28 protein-coding genes and 1 tRNA gene are annotated in these 21,200 nt (G+C 63.3%); 10 read left to right on the top strand and 19 right to left on the bottom strand.

The annotated features are described in order from the left end of the window. Window positions 1-98 precede the first annotated feature (98 nt). Together C2U70_RS05375 and efp are read right to left on the bottom strand one after the other, a co-directional pair. The gene (locus tag C2U70_RS05375) at window positions 99-1,706 is read right to left on the bottom strand and encodes a DUF4397 domain-containing protein (RefSeq protein ID WP_140976874.1); all 1,608 of its coding nucleotides are present in this window, start codon (window positions 1,704-1,706) and stop codon (window positions 99-101) included. 46 nt (window positions 1,707-1,752) lie between these two features. Continuing rightward, window positions 1,753-2,319, bottom strand: a complete 567-nt coding sequence (gene efp / locus C2U70_RS05370; protein WP_027557928.1) for an elongation factor P — start codon at window positions 2,317-2,319, stop codon at window positions 1,753-1,755. Window positions 2,320-2,493: 174 nt separating this feature from the next. On the opposite strand from efp, the gene epmA reads away from it, so the two are divergent. From epmA to C2U70_RS05355, 3 genes are read left to right on the top strand one after another with little or no spacing between them, the layout of a single operon-like run. After that, window positions 2,494-3,558 carry an EF-P lysine aminoacylase EpmA gene (gene epmA / locus C2U70_RS05365; protein WP_140976873.1) on the top strand — a complete coding sequence of 355 codons (1,065 nt, stop codon included), beginning with the start codon at window positions 2,494-2,496 and terminating at the stop codon, window positions 3,556-3,558. After that, complete coding sequence (locus C2U70_RS05360) at window positions 3,555-4,649, top strand: lysine-2,3-aminomutase-like protein (protein WP_140976872.1); 1,095 nt, start codon at window positions 3,555-3,557, stop codon at window positions 4,647-4,649. Before epmA ends, C2U70_RS05360 begins: the two co-directional genes overlap by 4 nt. A gap of 46 nt (window positions 4,650-4,695) precedes the next feature. Then, entirely contained in the window at window positions 4,696-4,947 is a 252-nt protein-coding gene (locus tag C2U70_RS05355) for a hypothetical protein (protein WP_140976871.1), read from the top strand. A gap of 56 nt (window positions 4,948-5,003) precedes the next feature. Here C2U70_RS05355 and C2U70_RS05350 read toward each other — a convergent pair whose 3' ends face one another. The 8 genes from C2U70_RS05350 to C2U70_RS05315 all read right to left on the bottom strand — a co-directional run bounded on the left by C2U70_RS05350 (window position 5,004) and on the right by C2U70_RS05315 (window position 12,883). Next, window positions 5,004-6,089, bottom strand: coding sequence for a 3-deoxy-7-phosphoheptulonate synthase (locus C2U70_RS05350; RefSeq protein WP_140976870.1), 1,086 nt, complete (start codon window positions 6,087-6,089; stop codon window positions 5,004-5,006). A gap of 236 nt (window positions 6,090-6,325) precedes the next feature. Then, on the bottom strand, window positions 6,326-6,904 hold the full coding sequence (locus tag C2U70_RS05345; protein WP_140976869.1) for an HdeD family acid-resistance protein: 579 nt from the start codon (window positions 6,902-6,904) through the stop codon (window positions 6,326-6,328). 55 nt (window positions 6,905-6,959) lie between these two features. Further along, on the bottom strand, window positions 6,960-7,997 hold the full coding sequence (locus tag C2U70_RS05340) for a PrsW family intramembrane metalloprotease (protein ID WP_140976915.1): 1,038 nt from the start codon (window positions 7,995-7,997) through the stop codon (window positions 6,960-6,962). A gap of 64 nt (window positions 7,998-8,061) precedes the next feature. Next, window positions 8,062-8,310 (bottom strand): hypothetical protein, encoded by a 249-nt coding sequence (locus C2U70_RS05335; protein ID WP_140976868.1) that lies wholly within the window; start codon window positions 8,308-8,310, stop codon window positions 8,062-8,064. 541 nt (window positions 8,311-8,851) lie between these two features. Continuing rightward, window positions 8,852-10,615, bottom strand: coding sequence for a methyl-accepting chemotaxis protein (locus tag C2U70_RS05330; RefSeq protein ID WP_140976867.1), 1,764 nt, complete (start codon window positions 10,613-10,615; stop codon window positions 8,852-8,854). Between the two features lie 74 nt (window positions 10,616-10,689). Next, the gene (locus C2U70_RS05325; RefSeq protein ID WP_140976866.1) at window positions 10,690-10,959 is read right to left on the bottom strand and encodes a hypothetical protein; all 270 of its coding nucleotides are present in this window, start codon (window positions 10,957-10,959) and stop codon (window positions 10,690-10,692) included. 121 nt (window positions 10,960-11,080) lie between these two features. After that, entirely contained in the window at window positions 11,081-12,076 is a 996-nt protein-coding gene (locus C2U70_RS05320; RefSeq protein ID WP_140976865.1) for an acyl-CoA desaturase, read from the bottom strand. Between the two features lie 180 nt (window positions 12,077-12,256). Next, the gene (locus C2U70_RS05315) at window positions 12,257-12,883 is read right to left on the bottom strand and encodes a PilZ domain-containing protein (RefSeq protein WP_140976864.1); all 627 of its coding nucleotides are present in this window, start codon (window positions 12,881-12,883) and stop codon (window positions 12,257-12,259) included. Window positions 12,884-13,144: 261 nt separating this feature from the next. Between C2U70_RS05315 and C2U70_RS05310 the strand changes: the two genes are divergently transcribed. Next, window positions 13,145-13,411 (top strand): hypothetical protein, encoded by a 267-nt coding sequence (locus tag C2U70_RS05310; protein WP_140976863.1) that lies wholly within the window; start codon window positions 13,145-13,147, stop codon window positions 13,409-13,411. Window positions 13,412-13,737: 326 nt separating this feature from the next. Next, the gene (locus tag C2U70_RS05305) at window positions 13,738-13,974 is read left to right on the top strand and encodes a hypothetical protein (RefSeq protein WP_140976860.1); all 237 of its coding nucleotides are present in this window, start codon (window positions 13,738-13,740) and stop codon (window positions 13,972-13,974) included. An 18-nt stretch (window positions 13,975-13,992) separates the two neighbouring features. On the opposite strand, the gene C2U70_RS05300 is transcribed toward C2U70_RS05305, so the two are convergent. The 4 genes from C2U70_RS05300 to C2U70_RS05285 form a co-directional block, all read right to left on the bottom strand. Next, complete coding sequence (locus C2U70_RS05300) at window positions 13,993-14,337, bottom strand: VanZ family protein (RefSeq protein ID WP_140976858.1); 345 nt, start codon at window positions 14,335-14,337, stop codon at window positions 13,993-13,995. Window positions 14,338-14,713: 376 nt separating this feature from the next. Continuing rightward, window positions 14,714-15,409 carry a hypothetical protein gene (locus C2U70_RS05295; protein WP_140976856.1) on the bottom strand — a complete coding sequence of 232 codons (696 nt, stop codon included), beginning with the start codon at window positions 15,407-15,409 and terminating at the stop codon, window positions 14,714-14,716. Between the two features lie 380 nt (window positions 15,410-15,789). Continuing rightward, window positions 15,790-16,800, bottom strand: coding sequence for a hypothetical protein (locus C2U70_RS05290; RefSeq protein WP_140976853.1), 1,011 nt, complete (start codon window positions 16,798-16,800; stop codon window positions 15,790-15,792). A 244-nt stretch (window positions 16,801-17,044) separates the two neighbouring features. Beyond that, window positions 17,045-17,119, bottom strand: a tRNA-Glu gene (locus tag C2U70_RS05285). Between the two features lie 207 nt (window positions 17,120-17,326). On the opposite strand from C2U70_RS05285, the gene C2U70_RS05280 reads away from it, so the two are divergent. From C2U70_RS05280 to C2U70_RS32835, 3 genes are all read left to right on the top strand, one after another. Continuing rightward, the gene (locus tag C2U70_RS05280) at window positions 17,327-17,581 is read left to right on the top strand and encodes a PilZ domain-containing protein (protein WP_140976851.1); all 255 of its coding nucleotides are present in this window, start codon (window positions 17,327-17,329) and stop codon (window positions 17,579-17,581) included. A 56-nt stretch (window positions 17,582-17,637) separates the two neighbouring features. Further along, window positions 17,638-17,877 (top strand): hypothetical protein, encoded by a 240-nt coding sequence (locus tag C2U70_RS05275; protein ID WP_140976849.1) that lies wholly within the window; start codon window positions 17,638-17,640, stop codon window positions 17,875-17,877. Between the two features lie 112 nt (window positions 17,878-17,989). Beyond that, entirely contained in the window at window positions 17,990-18,157 is a 168-nt protein-coding gene (locus C2U70_RS32835; protein WP_186294077.1) for a hypothetical protein, read from the top strand. Here the strand turns inward: C2U70_RS32835 and C2U70_RS05270 are convergent. The 3 genes from C2U70_RS05270 to C2U70_RS32830 all read right to left on the bottom strand — a co-directional run bounded on the left by C2U70_RS05270 (window position 18,154) and on the right by C2U70_RS32830 (window position 19,970). Then, window positions 18,154-18,801 carry a glutathione S-transferase family protein gene (locus tag C2U70_RS05270; protein ID WP_140976847.1) on the bottom strand — a complete coding sequence of 216 codons (648 nt, stop codon included), beginning with the start codon at window positions 18,799-18,801 and terminating at the stop codon, window positions 18,154-18,156. The two genes, C2U70_RS32835 and C2U70_RS05270, sit on opposite strands and share 4 nt — an antisense overlap. A gap of 291 nt (window positions 18,802-19,092) precedes the next feature. After that, on the bottom strand, window positions 19,093-19,545 hold the full coding sequence (locus C2U70_RS05265; protein ID WP_140976845.1) for a VOC family protein: 453 nt from the start codon (window positions 19,543-19,545) through the stop codon (window positions 19,093-19,095). Window positions 19,546-19,826: 281 nt separating this feature from the next. After that, entirely contained in the window at window positions 19,827-19,970 is a 144-nt protein-coding gene (locus C2U70_RS32830; protein ID WP_186294076.1) for a hypothetical protein, read from the bottom strand. A 106-nt stretch (window positions 19,971-20,076) separates the two neighbouring features. Between C2U70_RS32830 and C2U70_RS32825 the strand changes: the two genes are divergently transcribed. Together C2U70_RS32825 and C2U70_RS05260 are read left to right on the top strand one after the other, a co-directional pair. Continuing rightward, window positions 20,077-20,214 carry a hypothetical protein gene (locus C2U70_RS32825; protein WP_186294075.1) on the top strand — a complete coding sequence of 46 codons (138 nt, stop codon included), beginning with the start codon at window positions 20,077-20,079 and terminating at the stop codon, window positions 20,212-20,214. Window positions 20,215-20,559: 345 nt separating this feature from the next. Then, window positions 20,560-20,757: a hypothetical protein gene (locus C2U70_RS05260; protein ID WP_140976843.1), complete on the top strand. Its 198-nt coding sequence runs from the start codon at window positions 20,560-20,562 to the stop codon at window positions 20,755-20,757. 34 nt (window positions 20,758-20,791) lie between these two features. On the opposite strand, the gene C2U70_RS33645 is transcribed toward C2U70_RS05260, so the two are convergent. Continuing rightward, complete coding sequence (locus tag C2U70_RS33645; protein ID WP_283810348.1) at window positions 20,792-20,914, bottom strand: hypothetical protein; 123 nt, start codon at window positions 20,912-20,914, stop codon at window positions 20,792-20,794. A 79-nt stretch (window positions 20,915-20,993) separates the two neighbouring features. Beyond that, window positions 20,994-21,200 (bottom strand): hypothetical protein (locus C2U70_RS05255; protein ID WP_140976841.1); only part of this gene is annotated, 207 nt, incomplete at its 5' end.

The following is a 21,200-nucleotide window of genomic DNA, read 5'->3' as shown; positions in this document are numbered from 1 at the left end:
GGCGCCTGCATCCGAGATGGTTGGAGATTGAGGCAAAAGGGGTCGCGAGTTTGCGAATCTTCACGCGTAAGCGCGGACAAAATCGCCCTGAGCGGCCCTCAGTTGTCCTCGCTGCTGCCTTCGCGCTGGTCCGGCTTGACGACATCCTCAGGCAGCGCGTGGGCGACCGGCTGGTGCGTTGTCGTGCCGGCGATCTCCGGGCCGATCTCGCGGCCGCGGGCGCGGATCAGGCGCTCATAGGCCGAGATGAGCGTGGCGTAGGGGCTGACCCAGATCCAGCCGTCGCGGGTGAACACCTGCACGTCAAAATGCAGATGGCGCGACGTGCCGGCGGGATGATCGAGATAGTTGGAGACGAGGCCAATGCGCTCGCCTTCAGTGACGAGGCGGCCGTTGACGAGGCCGTCGGCATTCATCGCCGACGGGTTCATGTGCATGTAGCGGAACCGGATATGCTCGGTGCGGCTGTTGATCTGCAGCGTGGCAGCCTGGTCTTTCACTCCGCGGATCACGGTCGCATCGCGCACGGCGACGACGCCCTGCTGCTTGGGATCGCAGCGTTCGCTGCCCTCGCTGCCGGGCGGGCAGTCGCCGGCAACGATGTCCTCGCCCTGGTGGCCGTAGCCGCCGCCGCATTGCCAGACTTCAAAACTGCGGGACTCGCAGAAATTATCCCGCCAGACGTAGCCGCGCGTCGGCGCCTCCGACTTATCGCGCTTGGCATAGGACTGCGAGCGGACGATCGCCGGAAACTTCTCCAGCGGAAAACGCATCTGCGAATAGGCGATGCCGTCGGCGTGTCCGGTCTGCTTGCGATAGCCGGAATTCGGAATGATGTCGCCGCTGGGACGGTAGGTGAATTCGGCGGATCGCTCCGCCGGCCGTTCCAACGCATCGGAGGCAACATCCATCAGCGGTCGTGTCCGCGATCCGCCTGCGACGCGCAGGGCCTTCAGAAAACGCTCGGCGACCGGATAGGCCTCCTTGCAGGCGAGCCGCCGGGGTTTCGCGACGCTGTCCAGGCACTGGATCGACACGACATAGGCGACGCCGAACCGCGTGAAGGCGTAGCGCACATAGCCTTCGCGGATGAATTTGCGCAGATCAGGGTATTGGGCGCTGAACGCCTTGACCGGCTCGCCCTTGCCCCCGGTGGGATCGGCGATGTCGTAAAGCAACGCCGAACCCGTGATCTGCACTTCGACCGGTCTTGCGAAGACGCGCGTCGGCATACCGTCGCCGGCACCGGGTTCGAGCGAGAAGGTCGCGCTGTAACCTGCGGGGCCAGCGTCGAACATGTCGACCGGATTGAAATCGGCCTGGTAGCGGGCAATCGACAGGCTCGACGGCGCGCCAATGTGCTGCGCATCCAGATAGGCGCCCGCGTCGAACGGCAGCAGCACCGGCACGGAGCTGCGCGAAATACCCCGGAAGAATTGCGAGGTGACGCCATTGAGCTGGAGCAGCGCCGGCATCGCGCGAGAATCGAAGCGGGAGACCGTGCGACGCGGCACGAAGACGAAATCGCCCGCAATTGACGGGCGCGCAGTGATCTCCGTGCGCAACTGGTCGATGGCCGCGCGCCACTCGATGCGCGGCGCAGACAGCGAGGGTGAGCGGAACTCGTCGGCGGCGACGGGATAGACTGCGAGAGGCAACAGCGAGGCCAGAGTCCGCCAGACGAAGCGTTTGGCCTTCCTGCTCACTGTCTCGCCCCCCGGCGTTCCCGTCTGCCCCGATCGTCAGCCCATCTTAGTCCTTGGCGCGCTCGGAGTAAGAGCCGTCTTCGGTCATGACCACGATGCGGGTGCCGACCGAGATGTGCGGCGGCACGGTGGTGCGCACGCCGTTGGAGAGCACGGCGGGCTTGTAGGAGGAGGAGGCGGTCTGGCCTTTGGTCACCGGCTCGGTCTCGACCACTTCCAGCGTCACGCGCTGCGGCAGCGCGAGCGACACCACGTTGACGTCGTGCGTCGACAGCTTGACGGTCATGTCCGGTTGAAGATACGCGGCGGCGTCGCCGACCACGTCCTTGGAGACCTGGACCTGGTCGTAGGTCTCGGGGTTCATGAAGTGGAAGCCGTCGCCGTCTTCATACAGGAAGGTGTAGTTGCGCTCTTCGATCGTGGCCTTCTCGACCTGGTCGGTGGTCTTGTACCGCTCGGAGATCTTTACGCCGTCGCTGATTCGGCGCATTTCGATCTGGCTGACCGGGGTGCCCTTGCCGGGATGGATGTTCTCGGCGCTCACGACGACGTACAGCTTGCCGTCTTGCTCGATCACGTTGCCTTTGCGAATAGAACTGGCGATGACTCTCAAAGCTATAATTCCTGCTTGCCCGACCCGGCTCCGGCCAGGACACGGTCGTGTTGATGGGGGACTTTTGGACCGGTCTCCGGCCCCGATCGGGGCCCTGGCGGCCGCTTCGGGCCGCAACATACTGATTTTGCCGGTGGATGCCAGCGTTTTGCACAGAGCCGGGGTGGTCGGTTAATGGCTGGGGACAAGCCGGTTTCACCGTTCTGGTCGCCCGATCGCCATGTCGACCGCCGGCCCTTCCTGCAGGCCAGGGGGGCCATTACGGCCGCGGTCAGGGCCTTTTTCGCCGAACAGGGGTTCGTGGAGGTCGAAACCTCCGTCCTGCAGGTCTCCCCCGGTAATGAGACCCATCTGCACGCCCCGCGGACCGAGGTTTTGCGGCCCGATGGCAGCCGCGCGACACGGTATTTGCGGACATCCCCGGAATTCGCCTGCAAGAAGCTGCTGGCCGCGGGCGAGCCAAAAATCTTCGAGCTGGCGCGGGTGTTTCGCGACCGGGAGCGGGGCGACCTGCATCTGCCCGAATTCACCATGCTGGAATGGTACCGGGCGGGCGCCCCCTACGACGCCATCATGGCCGACTGCATCGTGGTGATCGCCCATGCCGCGCAGGCGACCGGGATCGGCACGTTCTCGTTCCGGGGCCGCACCGCCGACCCCTTTGCCGAGCCGGAACTGCTGACGGTCGGTTATGCCTTCGAGCAGTTTGCCGGCATCGACCTGCTTGCGACGATTCACGGCGGCGAGGGCGATCGCGCGGCGCTTGCCGCTGCCGCTACCGGAAAAGTACGGGTGGCCGATGACGACACTTGGTCCGACATCTTCAGCAAGGTGCTGGTCGAGCATGTCGAACCGAGGCTCGGGCAGGGGCGTTTGACCATCCTGTTCGAATACCCATCTCCAGAGGCAGCACTGGCACGGGTCAAGGCGGACGATCCGCGCGTCGCTGAACGGTTCGAGGTCTATGCCTGCGGCGTCGAACTTGCGAACGGATTTGGCGAGCTGACGGATGCACCGGAGCAACGCCGCCGCTTCGCCGCGGCGATGACGGAGAAGCAGCGCCGTTATGGTGAGGCCTATCCGCTGGACGAGGATTTTTTGGCCGCGGTCGGCGAAATGCCGGAGGCGAGCGGCGTCGCGCTCGGCTTCGACCGGCTGGTGATGCTGGCGAGCGGCGCATCCAGGATCGATCAGGTGGTGTGGACACCGCCTGCAGATGAAACGTTTAGTGAGACATGACGAAGACCAATCTCGCACGCACCTTGCGCGATCCGGCCGAGCTGGTGGGCGCGGGCCTTGCACCGGCATCGGAACTGGCCGCGCTTGAGCGCGTCGCATCGCGCTACGCGGTCGCGATCACCCCTGCGCTGGTCGAGCTCATCGATACGTCGGATGCAGATGATCCGATCGCACGCCAGTTCGTTCCGACCGCAGCGGAGCTGGAGGTCCAGCCTGGTGAAAACGCCGATCCGATCGGCGATCACCCGCATTCGCCGGTATCCGGCATCGTACATCGCTATCCCGACCGCGTGCTGTTCAAGCTCGTCCATGTCTGCGCCGTCTATTGCCGGTTCTGCTTCCGCCGCGAGATGGTGGGCCCCGGCAAGGAGAACGCGCTCTCGGACGACGCATATCGTGCTGCAGTCGAGTACATCCGGACGCATAACGAGATCTGGGAGGTCATCCTGACCGGCGGCGATCCCTTGATGCTGTCGCCGCGACGGCTGAGCGAGATCATGGCCGATCTCGCTGACATAGATCACGTCAAGATCATCCGTCTTCACACCCGCGTGCCCGTCGCCGATCCCACACGGGTCAGCGATGAGATGGTTGCGGCGCTGAAAGTGACGGGTGCAACGACCTGGGTCGCGCTGCATGCCAACCACGCGCGCGAACTGACGGACGGCGCGCGGGCCGCCTGCGCGCGGCTGGTCGATGCGGGCATTCCCATGGTCAGCCAGTCCGTGCTGCTGCGCGGCGTCAATGACGACATCGCGGCACTGTCGGATTTGATGCGCGCTTTCGTCGAGTGCCGGATCAAGCCGTATTATCTGCACCACGGCGATCTCGCGCCGGGCACCGCGCATTTGCGCACGACGCTTGCTGCCGGACAGGACTTGATGCGCCAGTTGCGCGGACGGGTCTCGGGACTGTGCCAGCCTGACTATGTCATCGACATTCCCGGCGGCGCGGGAAAGTCGCCGGTCGGTCCGAACTACGTCACGGCGGTGCAAAATACCGCAGCCGGCGACGGTGATCGGGATATGGAAACGCGCTATCGTATCGTCGATTATTGCGGCGACGTTCATCTCTATCCGCCGGAGGCTTGATGGCGAGATGAGAGCGGATCGTCAGCTCAGGGAATGGAGGAGCAGAATGAAAAGCATCGTCGTGGCACTATCGCTCCTGGTGATGTTCGGCGGCGTCGCCGTCGCCCAGACCGGGACCAAGGGATCGACGACATCGGGGCAATCGGCGGGGTCGGTCCCGTCAGCGCCGGTCGGCCATCGCCAGCCGCGCGCCTCCGACGTGCCAAGCGAGAAGAATCTGAGCGACCCCAATGATCCCCTGAGCAAGGAGAACATGGCGCTCGATAAGAAGATCAAGAGCATCTGCCGCGGTTGCTAGAACCGAAGATGTAGCGGGCGGGGCGCGACAGCTCGCCCCGCCCGCGATCAGTCCGCTTAAGCCGAACGTTCCTGCAGGCCCGCGCGTTGCGCCTGTCGCCTTGCTTGCACGGCGTCCGCGAGTTCCTTCAGCACCGTCGCCGTGGTGTCCCAATCGATGCACCCATCGGTGATGCTCTGACCGTAGGTCAGCGCCGTTCCCGGCACCACATCCTGACGGCCCGCCACGAGATTGCTCTCGATCATCACGCCCATGATGTGCTGCTCACCGCGAGCGATCTGGCCGGCGATATCAGCGGTGACCTTGGGCTGGTTCTCCGGCTTCTTGCTCGAATTGGCGTGGCTCGCATCGACCATCAGGCGCTGTCCGACGCCAGCCTTGGCGAGATCGGCACAGGCCGCAGCGACGCTCGCGGCGTCGTAGTTCGGCTTGCTGCCGCCGCGCAGGATGATGTGGCAGTCCTCATTGCCCGCAGTCGAAGCGATGGCCGAGCGTCCGCGTTTGGTCACCACCATGAAGTGATGCGGGTGCGACGCCGACTTCACGGCATCAGCGGCGATGCGCACATTGCCGTCGGTGCCGTTCTTGAAGCCGACCGGGCAGGACAGACCCGAAGCCAGCTCGCGGTGAATCTGGCTCTCGGTCGTGCGCGCGCCGATCGCGGCCCATGAGACGAGATCGGCGATGTATTGCGGCGTGGTCATGTCGAGGAATTCGGTGCCCGCCGGCAGGCCGAGATTGTTCACGGCCGAGAGCACGTTGCGCGCAAGCCGCAGGCCCTTGTTGATATCGAAGCTGCCGTCGAGATCGGGATCGTTGATGAGGCCCTTCCAGCCGACGGTCGTGCGCGGCTTCTCGAAATAGACCCGCATCACGATCTCGAGCTCGTCGGCGAGATCCTCGCGGATCGAGACCAGCCGTTCGGCGTAGTCGATCGCGGCCTTGGGATCGTGGACCGAGCAGGGGCCGACCACGACCAGGAGACGGTCGTCATGGCCGTTGAGAATGGCGTGGATGGCGTTGCGAGCCGCCATCACCACGCGCGTGGCGGTGAGGGTGCGCGGGATCTCCCGCATCACCTCTTCAGGCGTACTCAGCTCTTTCAGTTCGCGGATACGAAGATCGTCGGTCGTGCTCAGCACGGCGGGCTCCTGTCGTTTGAGAACCTGCCGGCCAATAAAAAAGCCGCCAGGTCTGGCGGCTGTTTCGGACTGTTTGCTTCAATGTTTCAGATTGAGCGCGATCCTCCTGCCGCCAGCGAGCTGTCGTAGCTAAAGTACCAAAAATAGCTGGTGACGAGGGTGATCATGGGCGGGGTCTATAGCGCAGCGCCTCTGCTTTGTCACCCCCAAAACAAGGCGGGCGGCGACGAAGGCGGTCAGGTGTTGCTATTTCGCGCCGCCATCGCGATCCCGATCAGCGTGGCGCCGCCGAACAGCAGGTTGATACCGACGAGAATTCCGATCGCCCAGTCGGCCGAGCTCGGCAGTCCCGTGATGACCAGGAACGAGATCACGATGTCGACGAGGCCCGAGATCACGAGCCAGGACGCGCGGTTGGTCAATTCGCGGCGATGCTCCAGCGCATACATGATGGTGGCGACGCCTTCGGCGAGGAAATAGGCGCCGAGGATGATCGTCAGCGTCAGCACGGCTTGCGCGGGACGCGCCAACAGGATCATGCCGGCGAGGACGGCGAGTGCCGCAGAGATTAGCGACCACCAGAAGCCCGGCATGTTGCGTGCCCAGAAGGTCACGATGAGGCCGCCGATGCCGCTGATCAAGAACATCCAGCCGAGGAAGATGGTGATTGCGAGGCTCGCGAGCGGCGGCAGGATCAGCGCCGCGACGCCGAGAATGGCGAGCAAAATGCCTTCGAGGAGAAAGGCCTTCCAGTTCTGCTTCACCGCGCGGTTCATGGCGGATTGCAGCTTCGAGAAATCCCCCGGAGAGGTCATGCAAGTCTCCTTGGCGCCAGCGTACCGCCAATCTAGCGATCACGCGCCGCGATCGCTAGCCGCCCGGCGCGGACGAAAAGCCGTCCGCCGTAGTGCGGATACGGTTGCGGCCGAGAACATAGATCGCCGTTGTGACAACCAGTAGGGCGATGCCGAGCAGGATCGAGGTGAGACCGATCGGGATCAGCACCAGCGTTACGTTGCGATCGGGATTGGTGAGCCAGTGATGGATCGAGGTCAGCACGAAGGCGAGACCGACGAAGCCGACACCGCCACCGGCGAGCAGCAGCGCCCACATGCGGCGGAGCTGGCTCAGCCGCTCCCGCGCAACGTCGGTGCGCGGCGCATGATGGCGCGCAACCCGCCGCACCAGGCGAATGGCAAAACCGATCGAGCTGAAGCCGATCAGCAGGCTTATCGCACCGAGCCACATCCGTATCGTCGGGTCGAGATCCGGCATCCGCTGCAGCGTCAGCAGCGGGAAGTCGAAGGCCGAATGCAGCGCGACCGGGCCTGCCAGGATCAGGAGCCTGCTGGAGAGGCGCGCCCAGTCGCGATGATGGCGGTTGGCGCCGAGCGCCGTACCGGCGCGCGCGATCGTCAAATATGCGCCGGCGATGATGCCGAGCGCGCCATGGAAGGGAACGGTGAGTACGCTGCGAAGCGCGGCGAGCGAGCGCCACATGTCGGCGTGCTGCACGAGATAGGCGAGGTTCTCGTAGGCGGCGAAGCCAAGGCCGACGGCGGCGCCATAGACCACCGTGTCCATGGGATTGGCAAAGGTCCGCCGCTTGGTCGAGGAGACCAGCACGATAGCGAGCACCTTGACCGCTTCCTCCGGCAGCGACACGCCGAAGATCGAGTGCATGGCGAGCGCGGTCCAGGGATTGTCGGGCGCAGCAACCATCTTGGCGAAGGGCGCACGCGCCAATCCCAGCACGGAGATGCTGGCGGCGCCGAGCAGAAAGGCGGTCCAGACCTGGGCCGGGGGCCCCGGTCGCTCCTCGGCCGCGATCACGAGCCAAAGCAGCAGCAGCGCCGGCGCGATGGCGGCGGTTCCGATGACGGTGGGGAGCGCTTCGAGAAGGTGCATCACGGCAGAGAATAGGTTCCCTTGATCGGCTTATCCACTCGCACCGATGCGACGATCTGTCGTTTCAGCAACCGCGGCAGATGCCGTTGATCTTTGCGCGCATCGCGGCGTCCTCGGCATCGAGCGACTCGGCGGACTTCTCGGGCTCGACCTTCGCCTTCTGGGTTGGCGCAGATGCGGGCCTCTGACGCTTCTGGGCCGGTGCCGGCGCCGCGTCATTGTTGTAGCAGGCAAGCTGGGCGGTGGGATCGGCGATCGCGCGGCAATCCCGGGTCTGGGCAGATGCGCCGCTCGATGCGGCAGCAAAAAGCATGAGCGCAATCAATCGCATGAGCGATCCTGTTGGAAGATCATCGCAACAATCGCAGCCCTTGCGAGAAGGGTGCGATTAACGAGCTAAATCAAGGGAGTATGAAGGGTTCTTCGATTCACGATGCACGTATTCCCGGCCCGAGTCCATAAGCGATATCGCAAGCTCGGGTGAGCCGCAGAGGGGTGTTGTCGGGAATATTCGCTCTCACGCAGCGTTTTTCCTGGTGCCGGACCATTGCTGCTGCTTTTCGGGGCAGGGCAATTGGAAGTGGGCTGGCGGGGGCCGCTGGGATTGATCTAACCGGCGGCCCCACTGCGGGGGCGCCATCTCACATGCGGTCCGAGCGCGACCTCCGGGCAACGCGGCGTGAGCGGACCTGCTCAAGCTGCCAGAAGACTCGCACGAAGCACGAGCCCAGAAGGCAGGCGATAAGCAGCAGCAGGAAGGCCTGGTCGGCGGCGGAAAGAACGGTCATGCCGCTAATAAAGCAACGGCTATGCCATCTGTTCCCGCGCCGACCTGCGTTCGACGCAACCGCTCCTTACGCCGCGCGCACGCTGTCGAGGAAGCGTCCGACTTCCTGCTGAAGCCGGCTCGAATCGTTGGACAGCGACTGAGCGGAGGCGAGCAGTTGCGACGAGGCCGAGCCGGTCGCAGTGGCGCCGCGCTGCACCTCGGCGATCCGCGAGGAGACCTCCTGCGTGCCGTGCGCGGCCTGTTGCACGTTACGCGCGATCTCCTGGGTTGCGGCACCCTGTTCCTCCACCGCGGCTGCAATGGTCGAAGCGATCTCCGACAGCGACTGGATGGTATCGCTGATGTGGGTGATCGCGCCGACGGATTGCTGGGTTGCGGACTGGATCGCGGTGATCTGCTGACCGATCTCGCCGGTGGCCTTTGCGGTCTGCTCGGCGAGCGCCTTCACCTCTGACGCAACGACGGCAAAGCCGCGGCCGGCTTCGCCGGCACGCGCGGCCTCGATGGTCGCGTTGAGTGCGAGCAAATTGGTCTGGCCCGCAATGGTGTTGATGAGCTCGACGACGTCGCCGATGCGGCCTGCCGCCTTCGAGAGCTCGCTGACCTGCTCGGTGGTGGTGCGGGCCTGGCCGACCGCGTCGGCGGCCATGCGAGCGGATTCTTGCACCTGGCGGCTGATCTCGTTGACGGAGGACGACAGCTCTTCCGTCGCCGTTGCGACCGACTGGACGTTGGTCGAGGCTTCCTCGGAGGCGGACGCGACGACGGTCGTGGTCTGCTTTGCGCTTTGCGCGGTGGTGGCGAGGGCGCTCGCCGAGCCCTCGAGCTGGTTGGAGGCCGACGATACTGCGGTGACGATCTCGCCGACCGCGCTTTCGAACGCGTCGGCGAGCTTGATCATCTCGCCGCGGCGCTGCTGGGCTGCGATCTGGTCCTGGCGGTGCTTGGTCTCGGCTTCCGCCTGCGCCTTCTCCTCGGCCTTGATCTTGAAGTTCTCTACCGCTTGCGCGACCGCGCCGATCTCGTCCTTGCGGCCGACGCCGGGCAGCAGCACCTCGAAATTGCCGTTGGCAAGCTCGGCCATGGCGCCGCTCAGACGCTGCATCGGTTTTGCGATGGTGATGATCGAGACCACGCTGGTGGCGATCAGGAGCAGGGCGGCGAGTACGCCGATGCCGAGCGAAGTTCGCTCGGATGAGGCCGACTGCTGGTCGGCGAGGGCGACTTGCTCGGCCATGGCCTTCTTGGCGCGCTCGACGATGGCGTTGGCGCCGGCCTCCAACTGGCCAGCCAGCGGCAGCAGCACATCGACCGAGATCTTGCGGGCTTCACCATTGAGCTTCGCCGCATTGGCCTGGGCTTCCGCGGTCAGGGTCAACCCGGAGGATTCGACGGCCGCGATCTCGAGCAGCTCGGTCTTGATGGCCGCGAGCTTCTCGGTGGCCGCCACGTAGCTCGCAGCGACGGCCTTGCCCTTCTCGACCTGGGTGCGGGTCTCGGCGGAGGACGTCAGCTTGGCGATCTCATCGGCAAAGCCGCCGAACGCCTTGGCGCGCTCTGACAGATACTCCTTGGCCTTCGCGAGTTCTTCGTCGCCGTTTGCGAGCCGGATGTTGAGTGAGCCGATCTGCAGGCCGCGGGCGGCCGCCTTGGCCTCGATCGCCGCGCGCGCGGTGCCGGCCTCATCGAGCGTGCTGCGATGGGTGCGGTTGACCGTGCTGGTGCCCATCAGCTGGTTGGCGATCATCAGCGCGACGAAGACCACGCCCAATCCCGATGCCAGGCCCAGCTTGGCCCCGATCCGCAAGTTCTGAAAAATCTTGATCATGCTCGCCCCTTCGCCGAATCCCAGTCGATTCCATCAGCCGGGGTGACGCTAGGAGGAGGCTTGTTTATTGCGGGTTAATGCAGCCCGATCGCATCCGCATCGCTGTATGCGTTGAAGGAATGCGATTGTGCGTCGGGCGAAATATCGAAGGCGCCGAGGTGGAATTCGTCGCCGATCACCTCGCCCGCTGCGGCGTGTTCGAGCAGCGTGAAGGCGGCACCCGGATACTGCTTCCATATCTCGAGGTCACCGTCGGTGATCGTCAGCCAGCCGAACGTGTACATGTAGCGCCCGGGCTCGGTGACCCGGCCAACCCTGTCCCAGGTGATCTTGTTGACAGCCATCCCCAGTCTCCGATCGCACGCGAACCATGACAGCGAGGCCCGTGCTCAGGGCGCGGTTGAGCAAATTTGGCTCCGCAATTTGGGCCAAGAGATGGCGGCACAGACAGGAGCCCTGGCGGCCCTAGCCGGCCGTCGGCCTGACGTCTGCGTCCGGCGCGGCTTCGGCCAGATGGCGGCTGGAGGCGTGGAAGACGTCGTGCACGAGTCCGAGCTTTTCCAGGCCGAGGATGACCAGGCCGTTGAGGTCGAACTCGTACCAGGCATGCGAGATGTAGGCGTCGCGGGGGAAGCGGTGGTGGTTGTTGTGAAGCCCCTCGCCGAAGGTGATGATCGTGGTGATGAACTCGTTGGTCGAGGCATCGTCGACCTCATAGCGGCGGTAGCCGTAGTTGTGGCAGACCGATCCTGTGAGCGAGGACACGAGGATCAGCACGTAGCAGCGGAACAGGCCCGAAAACAGCACGCAGCCGATCATCGCTTGCACGCCGCCCAGCGCATAGCCGAGCGCGCCGGGAATGAAGACGCCGGACATGCCGTACCAGAACCAGCGCGTGCGCACGAAAAACATCGCGATGGGATCGGCGAGGATGTCCTTGGCATAGTACTCGTTGTCGGTCGTCGCCTGGTCGAAGGCCCAGCCGCCGTGCGCATGCATCATGCCCTTCAGCACGCTGACATAGGGCGCACCGAAGCCGTCGTAATGCGGGCTGTGGGGATCGCCGGCGTCATCGGCATAGAGATGATGGCGGCGGTGGTTGCCGACCCATTTCAGGATCGAGCCCTGCACGGCCATCTGCGCAATCGCGCAGAAGACCACGCGCATCGCGGGCCCGCAGCGAAAGCTCCGGTGCACGAGCAGGCGATGCATGCCGGCGCCGATCCCGAAGGTCGTCAGCGCGAACATGCCGGCGAATACGGAGAGCTCGATCCAGCCGATGCCTTGCACAACCGCCCAGACCATGGCCGCGATCGTGCCCGCATAGAGGATGCCGAGCAGCAGATAGGTCTCGCGGAGCTTTGCTCTTACGGCCGGTCCGCCGACAATCACCCCGGGTGGAAGTTGCGGCGGGACCTGTGGCGTCCCGGCCGGGGCGAACTCAGCGTCTGCGACGGACATTCCAAACTCCAATCCCGCAATGATTGCGGGCACATTCCGACACACCCTACAACGCGCGCCACGGACCTTCCAAGGGATCTATTTGCGGAAAATTAAGGGAGCGGCGGAACTGGCGACGCCGCTTGTGCAACGGCAGCGAAGTCGCATGATCGCTGAGGGCGGTGAACGAGAGTTGCTGGACTAGGCCGGCTGCAACTGCGCGGAACGCACGATCAGGCGCTCCAGATGATCGCGGTTCTGCCTTTCGGCGAACTTGACCGCGAAGCCATGCGCGAACTTCCGGACGACGCGGCCGACGCAGGCGCCGACGGCGAGCGGCGTGCCGATCTCAGGGTCGTATTCGGCCGAGATGGCGACGCCCGCGGTCGACATGTCGATGATCAGACAGGTGTGCACGCTGCCGTCGGCGAGCGTCAGCAGCGTGTGCGAGACCTTCGGCACGAAACGCGCGTCGCGCCGCAATTCGGCGACACTGTCGTCCTTCTGCTTCTTCTCGAGCCAGGTCAGCTTTTCCGACATCCAGGCGCGCCGCGCGCGCGTCATCTCGAGCTCCATCAGGAAGCCCGACTTCATCGTCTCGCTGATCGTGCCTTCGAACTCGCCAAAGTCCTGGAAGTAGGACGTCAGGCGCTCACCGATCTTGCCGACGACGGGGACGTCCACGATCATGCGGAACGGCGAGACGCGCTTGGTCCGACAGGCGAAGGTGCGGAGCTTGCCCTCGCAGTCGTACCAGCGAGGCAGCGAATAGCTGCCGCCAACGTTCAAGTCCACTGCACGCTGCCTGAGGAAGTCGTTGACGGACATGAGGGCCAATCGGTTCGGATCGTTTCCGTTGCCCTTCTCTAACCGAGAATGTCTAAAGCAATTGATACCGCTGCGTTTGATCAGGTGTGAATTTCAGGTTAACGCGGCGCGCCGTACGATATCGGAAATTGGAACCCTCACGACTTCGTGCGCCTACTCAACGCGGAGGATGTTGCTGACGGGCTGAGCGCCCAACGGATCCCGGAACTATCTGCACGGCCAGCGCATTTCGATTTGGGCAGAGATCGTGGAGAGATGTCGATGGGTATGCTCGACCCTGGTCGTTTCCTGATTTCCTGTCCGGAGTGCGACGCTTGGCCCATGGCGGCCAGGGTCCGGAAATCGGCATGGGCGACGCCAAACGAGGTGACGTTCGTCTGTAGCGGATGCGGCTTCCAGGAAGTGGCGATCATCTCGGCATCAGGTCAATTGGCGAAGATCGAGAGGCTGCCCAAGCTGCAGCGGCGCGTGCGTCCGGTCCGCGGCCGTTATCGCAGCGGGTACCAGGCGGACAAGACTCCCAGCTAGCCGGCTGTCCGTCATCCAACTGCGGCCATATCCTGCTTGCGCTGGTTCCAGCCTTGACTCGCTGGCCTCCATGAAAAAGGCCGCTGGTTTTGACCAGCGGCCGTCCGGGTTCAAAATTGACTAAGATGAAACGGCCTCCCTGTCCCGGTGGCCGTGTCTTAATCACTCTTCACCGCAGCGTATGTCCACAAGTGCACACGGCATAATCCAAATTGGCGAGGTATGCGGCTGGTGGCGTTAACGTAAGCGGTCGGAGCCGGTTGACGGGCGCAGTCAGTGTCCTACGCTGGGGCCATTGCAGGTCGAGTTATTTTCAGGGGGCTGTTGTGTCCAGTGCAATGGAATTGATCGTGGAAGGCTTCACGCGTCTGAAGGATCGTCAGTCGCTCGAGAACCTCAGAATGCATCGCCGTCGTCTTGCCGTGGACCTCAAGGCGATGAAGGGCCTCGATTGCCGGTCGTCGATCGCGCAGGTCGACGAGGATATCGCGATCATCGAAGCCGGATTGAATGCTCTCGCCGATGGTGCGGTGGACGCCGGCGAGACGAATTCGCCGCATTAGCAGCGCGCGCTGCCAAAGCTATCCCGCCTGCGATCGCCTTCGACGCATGACGATTTGCGTGAGCAGGACGCCGGCGAGGCCGCCGATGGCCTTTTGCAGGGCGTGCGGAAGATAGGGATCGCGGTCGGGCTGCAGGGTCTGCAGAAACTCCAGCAGGAACGCCGCGCCGACCACGAGGAGGCAGGCCGTCAGACGGCGATCGGGAAGCACCAGCGCGACAAGGCCGCCGAGCAGGCCGTAGGCGCAGAGGCGTTCGGCGGCCGCGACCAGCAGCGGTTCACGAAGGCTGATGAACACGGGGCGCCCCGCCATCGGCACCAGCGTGGCGTAGACGATCAGGCCGAGACAGGCGATGGCTGCCATGAGCGCGACTTTTCGGTTCATGCCCCAGCAATAGCCGAGCGCGCCGCCCGGCGCCCTTGAAAGCGGCGAATATCGTTAAACGTGCGGGACGCGCGCCCGCAGGCCCGGTTCACCGCTCCCACGGACGCAGTGTCGGCGGGAAGGTTGAAAACAACCCCATGCACAGTAGAAAACGGCGGCGGGCGGGTGTTTGCGGATTTTACGAAATAGTGCTTGACCCGTCGGGCAAATCAGGTGTATATTGCCATCATGAGAAAGGTGGGGGCGACCCGTTGCTTCAGGCAACGCACGCTCTCCAGGTCATCATGATGCTTGGCTGAATCGCCTGCGGCGCCAACGCAACCTCATCTCATCACGCTTTTTTCCGGATCATGCTCTAGCGACCTTCGAGCCAGACCGAGACGATCGAGGTCGAATAGTCGAGCCCGGCAAGCAATGCCAGCACGCCGAGGGCGATCAAAAACTTCGCCGTCTTTCGTCCAAGGCCTTCGTCCGTTGCCTCATCCTTTGCGCGTGGGGCCAATAACCCCGCGATCACGGCGGCAATGGCCGCCGTCGCGGCCATCAGGACAGCCGCGCGCGCGAAGAATGGCCAGGGCGCCTTTGGCGGCAGCATCGGCTCGAGCCAGGAGGGCGCGGAGTCGCGCCAGGATCCGAGCAGCAAGCCCCAGCCGAAAGTGAAGACGAAGAACTTGATGAACTCCGGCCCGGGGGCGTGGGGAACGAAGCGGATGCCCGTCGTCTCCAGTACCCATTCGACGAAATCGTCTGACGTGAAGAACAGGAACAGCCCAAGGCAAACCGGAAACAGCGACGAGGCGAGCACGCCGATGAAGCCGAAGAACACCATGGTGGCGATGAACTTCGCCAGGAAGGCGAGGGCCCGCGGAGGGTCTTCGGATGAACCGGGGGCCGGTCGCTTGGCGACGAATTTGTACCGCGCCATGTGCTCCAGCATGCGGCGGCGCCGGTCCGGTACGAGCTGAGTGGCCGGTCGCAACCAGGCGGGCGGGAGCGGCGCAGGCGAGGGCGTGTCGGCCCTGCCGTCCATGTTCGACCCGCCTTGCTCCATGTGCCCCTCCAGGCCGCTCCATGCGGCCGCGCGCCATCATTGGTCGTGGCCAGGGGCATGTCAGGTTCAAGGCGGGCTGGCGGCAACGCCGCTCGCCCGATCAGCAATGTCGAGAGGATTGCGGTGTTCCCTATCGGTCAAGCATTTCCGATAGGCACAAATAAAAAGCACCCAGGGCCCTGGGTGCTTTTGGTGCCTTTGCTACGACACCTGGCGAAGGTAGCAAGCCCTCACCAAATCTTTCGCGTACGGATGGCTTCGGTGATCGTCTTAAGCATCCCCAGTCTGACCCTCTAGCGCCGCGATAGCATTCCGATGAGCGGCCCAAATCCGCAATTCGGCGACGATAGTCTCGTCGACCTCGATGCATCCCGGTAGGCTCATCCGAATGGCATGACCTGGCCATTCGGCATCTTCGCCCAGTATCCAAACCGAACGTGTCGTGTCTGCTGCAACTCCTCTGGTAACAGGTCGACAAAGATGGGTAACCCGGCTACCGGTTGCGTAAACTTCGAACTCAAATGAACGGTCATCATTTCGAAGAAGATCGGCAACGCGGTGAGCAGTTCTTCCATTAGGGATGACACCGACGTGCGAGGCAACACGCTCTTGCGGAAGTTCAATTCTAGCGTTGGAGGAGCGATGGTTCCGTCAGTGTCCACGGTGAAGTCTCTGACAGTTACGGTCTTATTTTGATGTTCGAGTGCATCCCGCAGATTCAGGACCAATTTCAAGTTGGGCACAACTTCCTCAATCAGCGTCGAAAACGGGTCACTTGGCCCAAACCGCTGATGAATCGTATCACTGATTTCGTCCCAATTGGGCGCACGCGGCATAAAGAGCTTTGCAATCGCGAGCATAGCCCTGCCGAAGTAATGCGCTTTTTGCGAGAACGTCTTACAGTGCGTATCTACCCCTCCAACCGATGGCAGAGTTAGAGATCGGGGCTGCTGTTGTGTCCGGTTGTAGGCTTCAATTTCTCTGGCCTCTGCGTTCTTGAAGATCTTCGCCGCCTGATCCATAGCCGCGAATTCCTGGAGGGCGTCCAGCGCAAGCCTCTGCGCTAAATTGACGTCGATCGTTAGGTGTTCCTGCTTGAGTAGCATCCGGGCTTGAAGCAGAATTCTTTGAAGCGCCTCCGATTGAATTCCATAGTCGAACAATTTGCGCTGAAAGTTATGAGGAAGGTCCGGATTCTTTCGCTCTGGGTCGATTTGATCTGCGACCTGAACCTCGTACGTGCATTTCTCGGTGATCAGCAGAAGCCGGTCCTTGAAAGAGAACATTTCTTTAATCGGCGTGGCGTCGTCGGGATTTTCAATCTGAAATGATCCGCCGCCGTCACGCATCGGCAAGAAGGGGCGTCTTGGCTTTTGCCTATGATCGTTCACGGATGCCTCGCCGGCCAGCTTCGACTCGAAGATTGCATCGGCCGCTTGGCGGTAAGTCCAGCGCGACCGACTCTGTGCATTCCGAGCCAGGTCAAGGTCACAGAGTGCAGCTTGATCTAGGCAAATCCGTTCCACTGCGACGAGTTTGGCCTCGATGGCTTGGTCCGTTCGTGGAGTCCACGCCCACACACGGGACATTCGTTGGACAGAACGCGCAACGCGACTGATAAGTGATTGATATTAATGGCGCTCCCTAGCGGAATCGAACCGCTCTCTCCACCGTGAAAGGGTGGCGTCCTAACCGATAGACGAAGGGAGCAAACTGCGCCGTGCCGCCAGGCCCAATCGAGTCGTGCGAGGGGTCCGCGGCGGCCGAACGTATAGTGGCCTTTGGGCTGACGGGCAAGCCGTTCGGGACCGGAGTTTTGGGCCTGTGGGAACCCCCGTCCCCGGGAAGTTTCGGGGGTGAATTCAACGGTTTGTTAGCGTTCCCTGCGGTAGCGCTGGAGCTGGAGATTTTCAACCGATGGCTCTGACCAAGAAGCGGGACGCGCGCAAGCTCCTGTCCCAGCACGCCTGGATTACGCTCGAGGGCGGCTTTGCCGCGCGGCACTGCCTGGTGCAGGACATCTCGAAGTCGGGCGCGAAGATCACGCTCGACGAGGACACGAGCCAGTTGCCCGGCGTTGTCAGGATGGCGTTTTCGCGCGACGCGCGCACCGGCCAGAGCTGCCAGGTGGTGTGGCGTCGCGGCAAGTCGGCCGGGATCAGATTCATCTGACATCGTGCCGGCCTCGGCCGGATGGAAACGGGCAGGCCGGCAGGCTACAAGGCCGGATGCGCGCAGCCCTCATCCTCATCGGATTTTTCGCCGCCATGCCGGCTCAGGCGGAGACACCGTCGCGGACGGCGCCCGCAGCCTCCTCGTCACCGACGACCAAGGTACTGCCCCTCAAGGGCACCAGCGGCGTCAATCCGTGCAGTGCCTATGGTGCGGGCTTCATCAGGGTCGAGAGCACCGGCACCTGCGTGAAGGTCGGCGGCTCCGTGGATGTCGGCACGTCGGTGCGGCGCTAGAGCTTTTTCCGTTCCGATGGAATCGGAACGGAAAAAGCTCTAGATTCTTATTTTGACGCGTTTTCTTGACGCGAACCGGTGTCCACTTCGCTGGAAAACGCTCTACCTCCGCATGCCGAGCCATCTGCTTCAGACCGACATCGTCATTCCCGCGCTGACCTATTGCGCGCTGCTGTGGTGGGTCAGCCGCGGCATGAGCTGGACGCGGCGTCTGATCGCCGCCGCGGTCACGCTCGCGCTGATCGCCTGGATCGTGATCGCCGAGCGCGGCTGGAATTAAGACATCGGCGGCGCGACATAGGTCGCAAATCCCTCGCGGCTTGCGAACTGCGCGAACCAGCGATCGAGGTTGGACAGAGCGGGGCGGACGATGCCTTCGACGCCAAGCCAGCGGCGCGCATAGGCGCCGAGGGCGATATCGGCGATGGTGAAGTCATCGCCTTCGACGAAGCGGCGGGTGGCGAGCTGGCGATCAAGGACCTGCCAGACCGCGGCGGCCGCGTCGGCGTGCTTCTGAAGCTGCACCATGTCGCGATCGGCGGGCGGCGTGCGCACCAGGCCCCAGAACACGGGACGATCGACGGGCTGCAGCGTCGCCAGCGTCCAGTCGAGCCAGCGGTCGACGCCGGCGCGCTGTTTCGGCGCGGACGGATAGATCGGCATGCCCTGGCCATGAGCGAGGCAGAGATAGCGCATGATGGAATTGGATTCCCACAGCACGAAGTCGCCCTCGACCAGCGTCGGGACCCCCGCGTTCGGATTCATTGCGAGATAATCGGCCTCGCGCGTGCGGCCATATTGCATGCCGGCATCGATGCGCGTGAAGGGCAGGCCGAGCTCCGTTGCGCACCACAGCACTTTCTGCACGTTGACCGAGTTGGCGCGGCCCCAGATCGTTCGTTGCGGCTGCGTGTCGCTGGGCATGTTGATCCTCCCGCCTCTTGGTTTCGGGCGGTGATAGCGGAATTTCCTGCGATGCGCGACGCGATTGCGCCGATGGGCCTCATGCAAAAAGCTCCGCCATCGGCGGAGCTTTCACGCAAGGCTGCGAGTCCCTTGATCCGTTAGTGGCCGAAGAACAGCCACAGCAACAGGATCACCGGGATCGGCACGCCCAGCAACCAAAGCAAGATTCCGCGTCCCATCGTCTCCTCCTCCAATAGTCTCGTGAGGAGTGAACCCGGCAGGACGGGGCTTGTTCCAGAAGGCGAAGGCCTACCAGTGGCCGGTGTTGGGCATCGAGAGCCAGGGCTCCTGCGGCGGCTTGGGATCGCCCTTCTGCAGCAGCTCGATCGAGTGCAGATCGGGCGAGCGGACGAAGGCCATGTTGCCGTCGCGCGGCGGGCGGTTGATGGTGACGCCGGCCTTCATCAGCTTCTCGCAGGTCGCGTAGATGTCGTCGACCTCATAGGCGAGATGGCCGAAGAAGCGGTCCTCGCCGTACTTCTCCTCGTCCCAATTATAGGTGAGCTCGACCAATGGCGCGCCGCGCGTCTTGGGCTGGTTCTTCAGCGCGTCGAGGTCGTCGGAGGAGCAGAGAAACACCAGCGTGAAGCGGCCCTTGTCGTTCTCGATCCGCCGTACCTCCTTCAGACCCATCGCATCCTGGTAGAACTTCAGCGCAACATCGAGGTTGCGCACGCGCAGCATGGTGTGGAGGTAACGCATGTCTTGTTCTCCCTGATGGGGCTTGGTCTTGTTTGGGCCGTGATCAGTCTTTCGGGCGGCATGAGATAGCAGCAAAATGCGGTGGGGGGCAGGGGCTGGACGTGCGGGGCACGTCAGCGTTCCCGGATGGCAGATATCGCGACAAGGAAAACCCCGCTGCAGCGGGTGCGCGGGGTTCTCTCAAGCCGACCGGGGCTGGATGGTCGGCACCATCAGATGTTTTTGCCGCGTCGTGTCTCTGCAACGCGGGTCTGCCGGTTTCGTTCCGCGCGGGACGGGAGCTATTTTGGTTTTTGCTCGACGATCGAGACGTCGAAACAGCCGGCCTCACGCAGCTCGGCAGCCTTCTTCTCGGCCGCGTCCCGGGTCTCCCGCCGCAGCACCACCAGCCCCGCACCGTCGCGGGCATAAATGAAATAGGCCATTCCAAAAATCCTGTCTCATCTGCTTACCCACCGTTTTCCGCGCTCACAACACTTGCATTCATGTTCCTCTTTTGTTCTAATCGAAACATTCGATGGAGGATGGCTCATGGACGTCGAGAAACAGCGCGAATTGATCCGGCTTTGGAATCGCCTGCGGAAAGTCGAGGGACCGGCCGCGGAAGAGATCCGCATTCAGATCCTCGAGATGTTCGGCGCGCGGGGCGGTGCGAAACGGGCTGCGTGACGCGACGGATGCCGCGACGTCTCACATTGCATACGGTTCGTCAGCGGCGACTTGTGATTTGTTAAGAATCGCTCCGAGCCCGATTCCGGGATTCCGATTCGTTCCTTGAGAACGAAATGGAGTCAGATGCAGAACATCAGACAACGCCGACGGTGGCGTCGATGATCTCGTGCGATGTGACGCGATGCTGAGGCGTTGCACGCCTTCGCAGGCGGCAAAGCCTAACCAAAGCTTGCGCGAACGGAGGTAATCCTACTCGGTTAGGTTAAAAGCCGGATCGCGTTGCAGTCGCGGCGGGTTGGGATAGGTGTGCGTGGCTTACAGGCCAACACAATAAGAACAACCATGACACCGATTTCAGCACCGTCATTTTATCAGGCCGATCGACAGACCTACCGGCGCGTTGCGCTCGTCGGCACGCTGTTCTGCCTTGCCTTCGTGGTGATCAGTTTTTCGTTGCGGCCGCAGGTCGAGGAAACCCGCGTTCTGGTAAAGGCCGACCGGCTGGTCCGCACCGCACATCAGGCGCCACTGGCGCGCTAAACCCGTCGCAGATCCGCGAAGCGCGGCATGCGCGTCACGGCTTGGTGCCGCTGACGCGATCGTCGCTGGCGCGGCCGCGCCTGCTGCTGCGGGCGGCAAGCGCCAGGAAGCCGGCGAGGCCGCCGACATTGAGCAACATTTCCAGCCAGACGGGCATGGCACGCACCCCACTTCCGGGAAGAAGAGAACTAACCCAGAAGTTGTAAAGATTGTTCCCTTCTCCTGCGGGATTTTTTTCAAAGTCCGGAGGAGGGGTCGAGCCGCCGGCCGAGAGTGCCGATGGACTCCGCCGAGGGGGCGTCCTTGAGAAAATCCGCGATGGCGCGGGCGAGTTCCTTGTCGCTCATCGGTCCCAGCGGCGGATGCAGCGTGCCGAGGCCGAAGCCGCGGACGATTTCCTCGTAATGATCGTCATTCCCTGAGGGGATCAGCTTGCGGATGCG

This window comes from Bradyrhizobium guangdongense, from assembly GCF_006483445.1.
Lineage (GTDB): Bacteria > Pseudomonadota > Alphaproteobacteria > Rhizobiales > Xanthobacteraceae > Bradyrhizobium > Bradyrhizobium guangdongense_A.
The sequence above is the reverse complement of the archived record's forward strand: the minus strand, read 5'-3'. Positions and strand labels throughout refer to the sequence as shown.

Coding starts and splice junctions, on each gene's coding strand:
- C2U70_RS32830 (WP_186294076.1), bottom strand. CDS start 19,970: ATGGCCTATTTCATTTATGCCCGCGACGGTGCGGGGCTGGTGGTGCTG.
- C2U70_RS05270 (WP_140976847.1), bottom strand. CDS start 18,801: ATGCCCAGCGACACGCAGCCGCAACGAACGATCTGGGGCCGCGCCAAC.
- C2U70_RS05315 (WP_140976864.1), bottom strand. CDS start 12,883: ATGTCCGTCAACGACTTCCTCAGGCAGCGTGCAGTGGACTTGAACGTT.
- C2U70_RS05335 (WP_140976868.1), bottom strand. CDS start 8,310: ATGCTTTTTGCTGCCGCATCGAGCGGCGCATCTGCCCAGACCCGGGAT.
- C2U70_RS05265 (WP_140976845.1), bottom strand. CDS start 19,545: ATGCGTTACCTCCACACCATGCTGCGCGTGCGCAACCTCGATGTTGCG.
- C2U70_RS05260 (WP_140976843.1), top strand. CDS start 20,560: ATGACACCGATTTCAGCACCGTCATTTTATCAGGCCGATCGACAGACC.
- C2U70_RS32835 (WP_186294077.1), top strand. CDS start 17,990: ATGCCGAGCCATCTGCTTCAGACCGACATCGTCATTCCCGCGCTGACC.
- C2U70_RS05345 (WP_140976869.1), bottom strand. CDS start 6,904: ATGACCTCTCCGGGGGATTTCTCGAAGCTGCAATCCGCCATGAACCGC.
- C2U70_RS05355 (WP_140976871.1), top strand. CDS start 4,696: ATGAAAAGCATCGTCGTGGCACTATCGCTCCTGGTGATGTTCGGCGGC.
- C2U70_RS32825 (WP_186294075.1), top strand. CDS start 20,077: ATGGACGTCGAGAAACAGCGCGAATTGATCCGGCTTTGGAATCGCCTG.
- C2U70_RS05325 (WP_140976866.1), bottom strand. CDS start 10,959: ATGGCTGTCAACAAGATCACCTGGGACAGGGTTGGCCGGGTCACCGAG.
- C2U70_RS05295 (WP_140976856.1), bottom strand. CDS start 15,409: ATGGAGCAAGGCGGGTCGAACATGGACGGCAGGGCCGACACGCCCTCG.
- epmA (WP_140976873.1), top strand. CDS start 2,494: ATGGCTGGGGACAAGCCGGTTTCACCGTTCTGGTCGCCCGATCGCCAT.
- C2U70_RS05300 (WP_140976858.1), bottom strand. CDS start 14,337: ATGGCAGCCATCGCCTGTCTCGGCCTGATCGTCTACGCCACGCTGGTG.
- C2U70_RS33645 (WP_283810348.1), bottom strand. CDS start 20,914: ATGCCCGTCTGGCTGGAAATGTTGCTCAATGTCGGCGGCCTCGCCGGC.
- C2U70_RS05280 (WP_140976851.1), top strand. CDS start 17,327: ATGGCTCTGACCAAGAAGCGGGACGCGCGCAAGCTCCTGTCCCAGCAC.
- C2U70_RS05320 (WP_140976865.1), bottom strand. CDS start 12,076: ATGTCCGTCGCAGACGCTGAGTTCGCCCCGGCCGGGACGCCACAGGTC.
- C2U70_RS05330 (WP_140976867.1), bottom strand. CDS start 10,615: ATGATCAAGATTTTTCAGAACTTGCGGATCGGGGCCAAGCTGGGCCTG.
- C2U70_RS05360 (WP_140976872.1), top strand. CDS start 3,555: ATGACGAAGACCAATCTCGCACGCACCTTGCGCGATCCGGCCGAGCTG.
- C2U70_RS05340 (WP_140976915.1), bottom strand. CDS start 7,997: ATGCACCTTCTCGAAGCGCTCCCCACCGTCATCGGAACCGCCGCCATC.
- C2U70_RS05310 (WP_140976863.1), top strand. CDS start 13,145: ATGGGTATGCTCGACCCTGGTCGTTTCCTGATTTCCTGTCCGGAGTGC.
- C2U70_RS05275 (WP_140976849.1), top strand. CDS start 17,638: ATGCGCGCAGCCCTCATCCTCATCGGATTTTTCGCCGCCATGCCGGCT.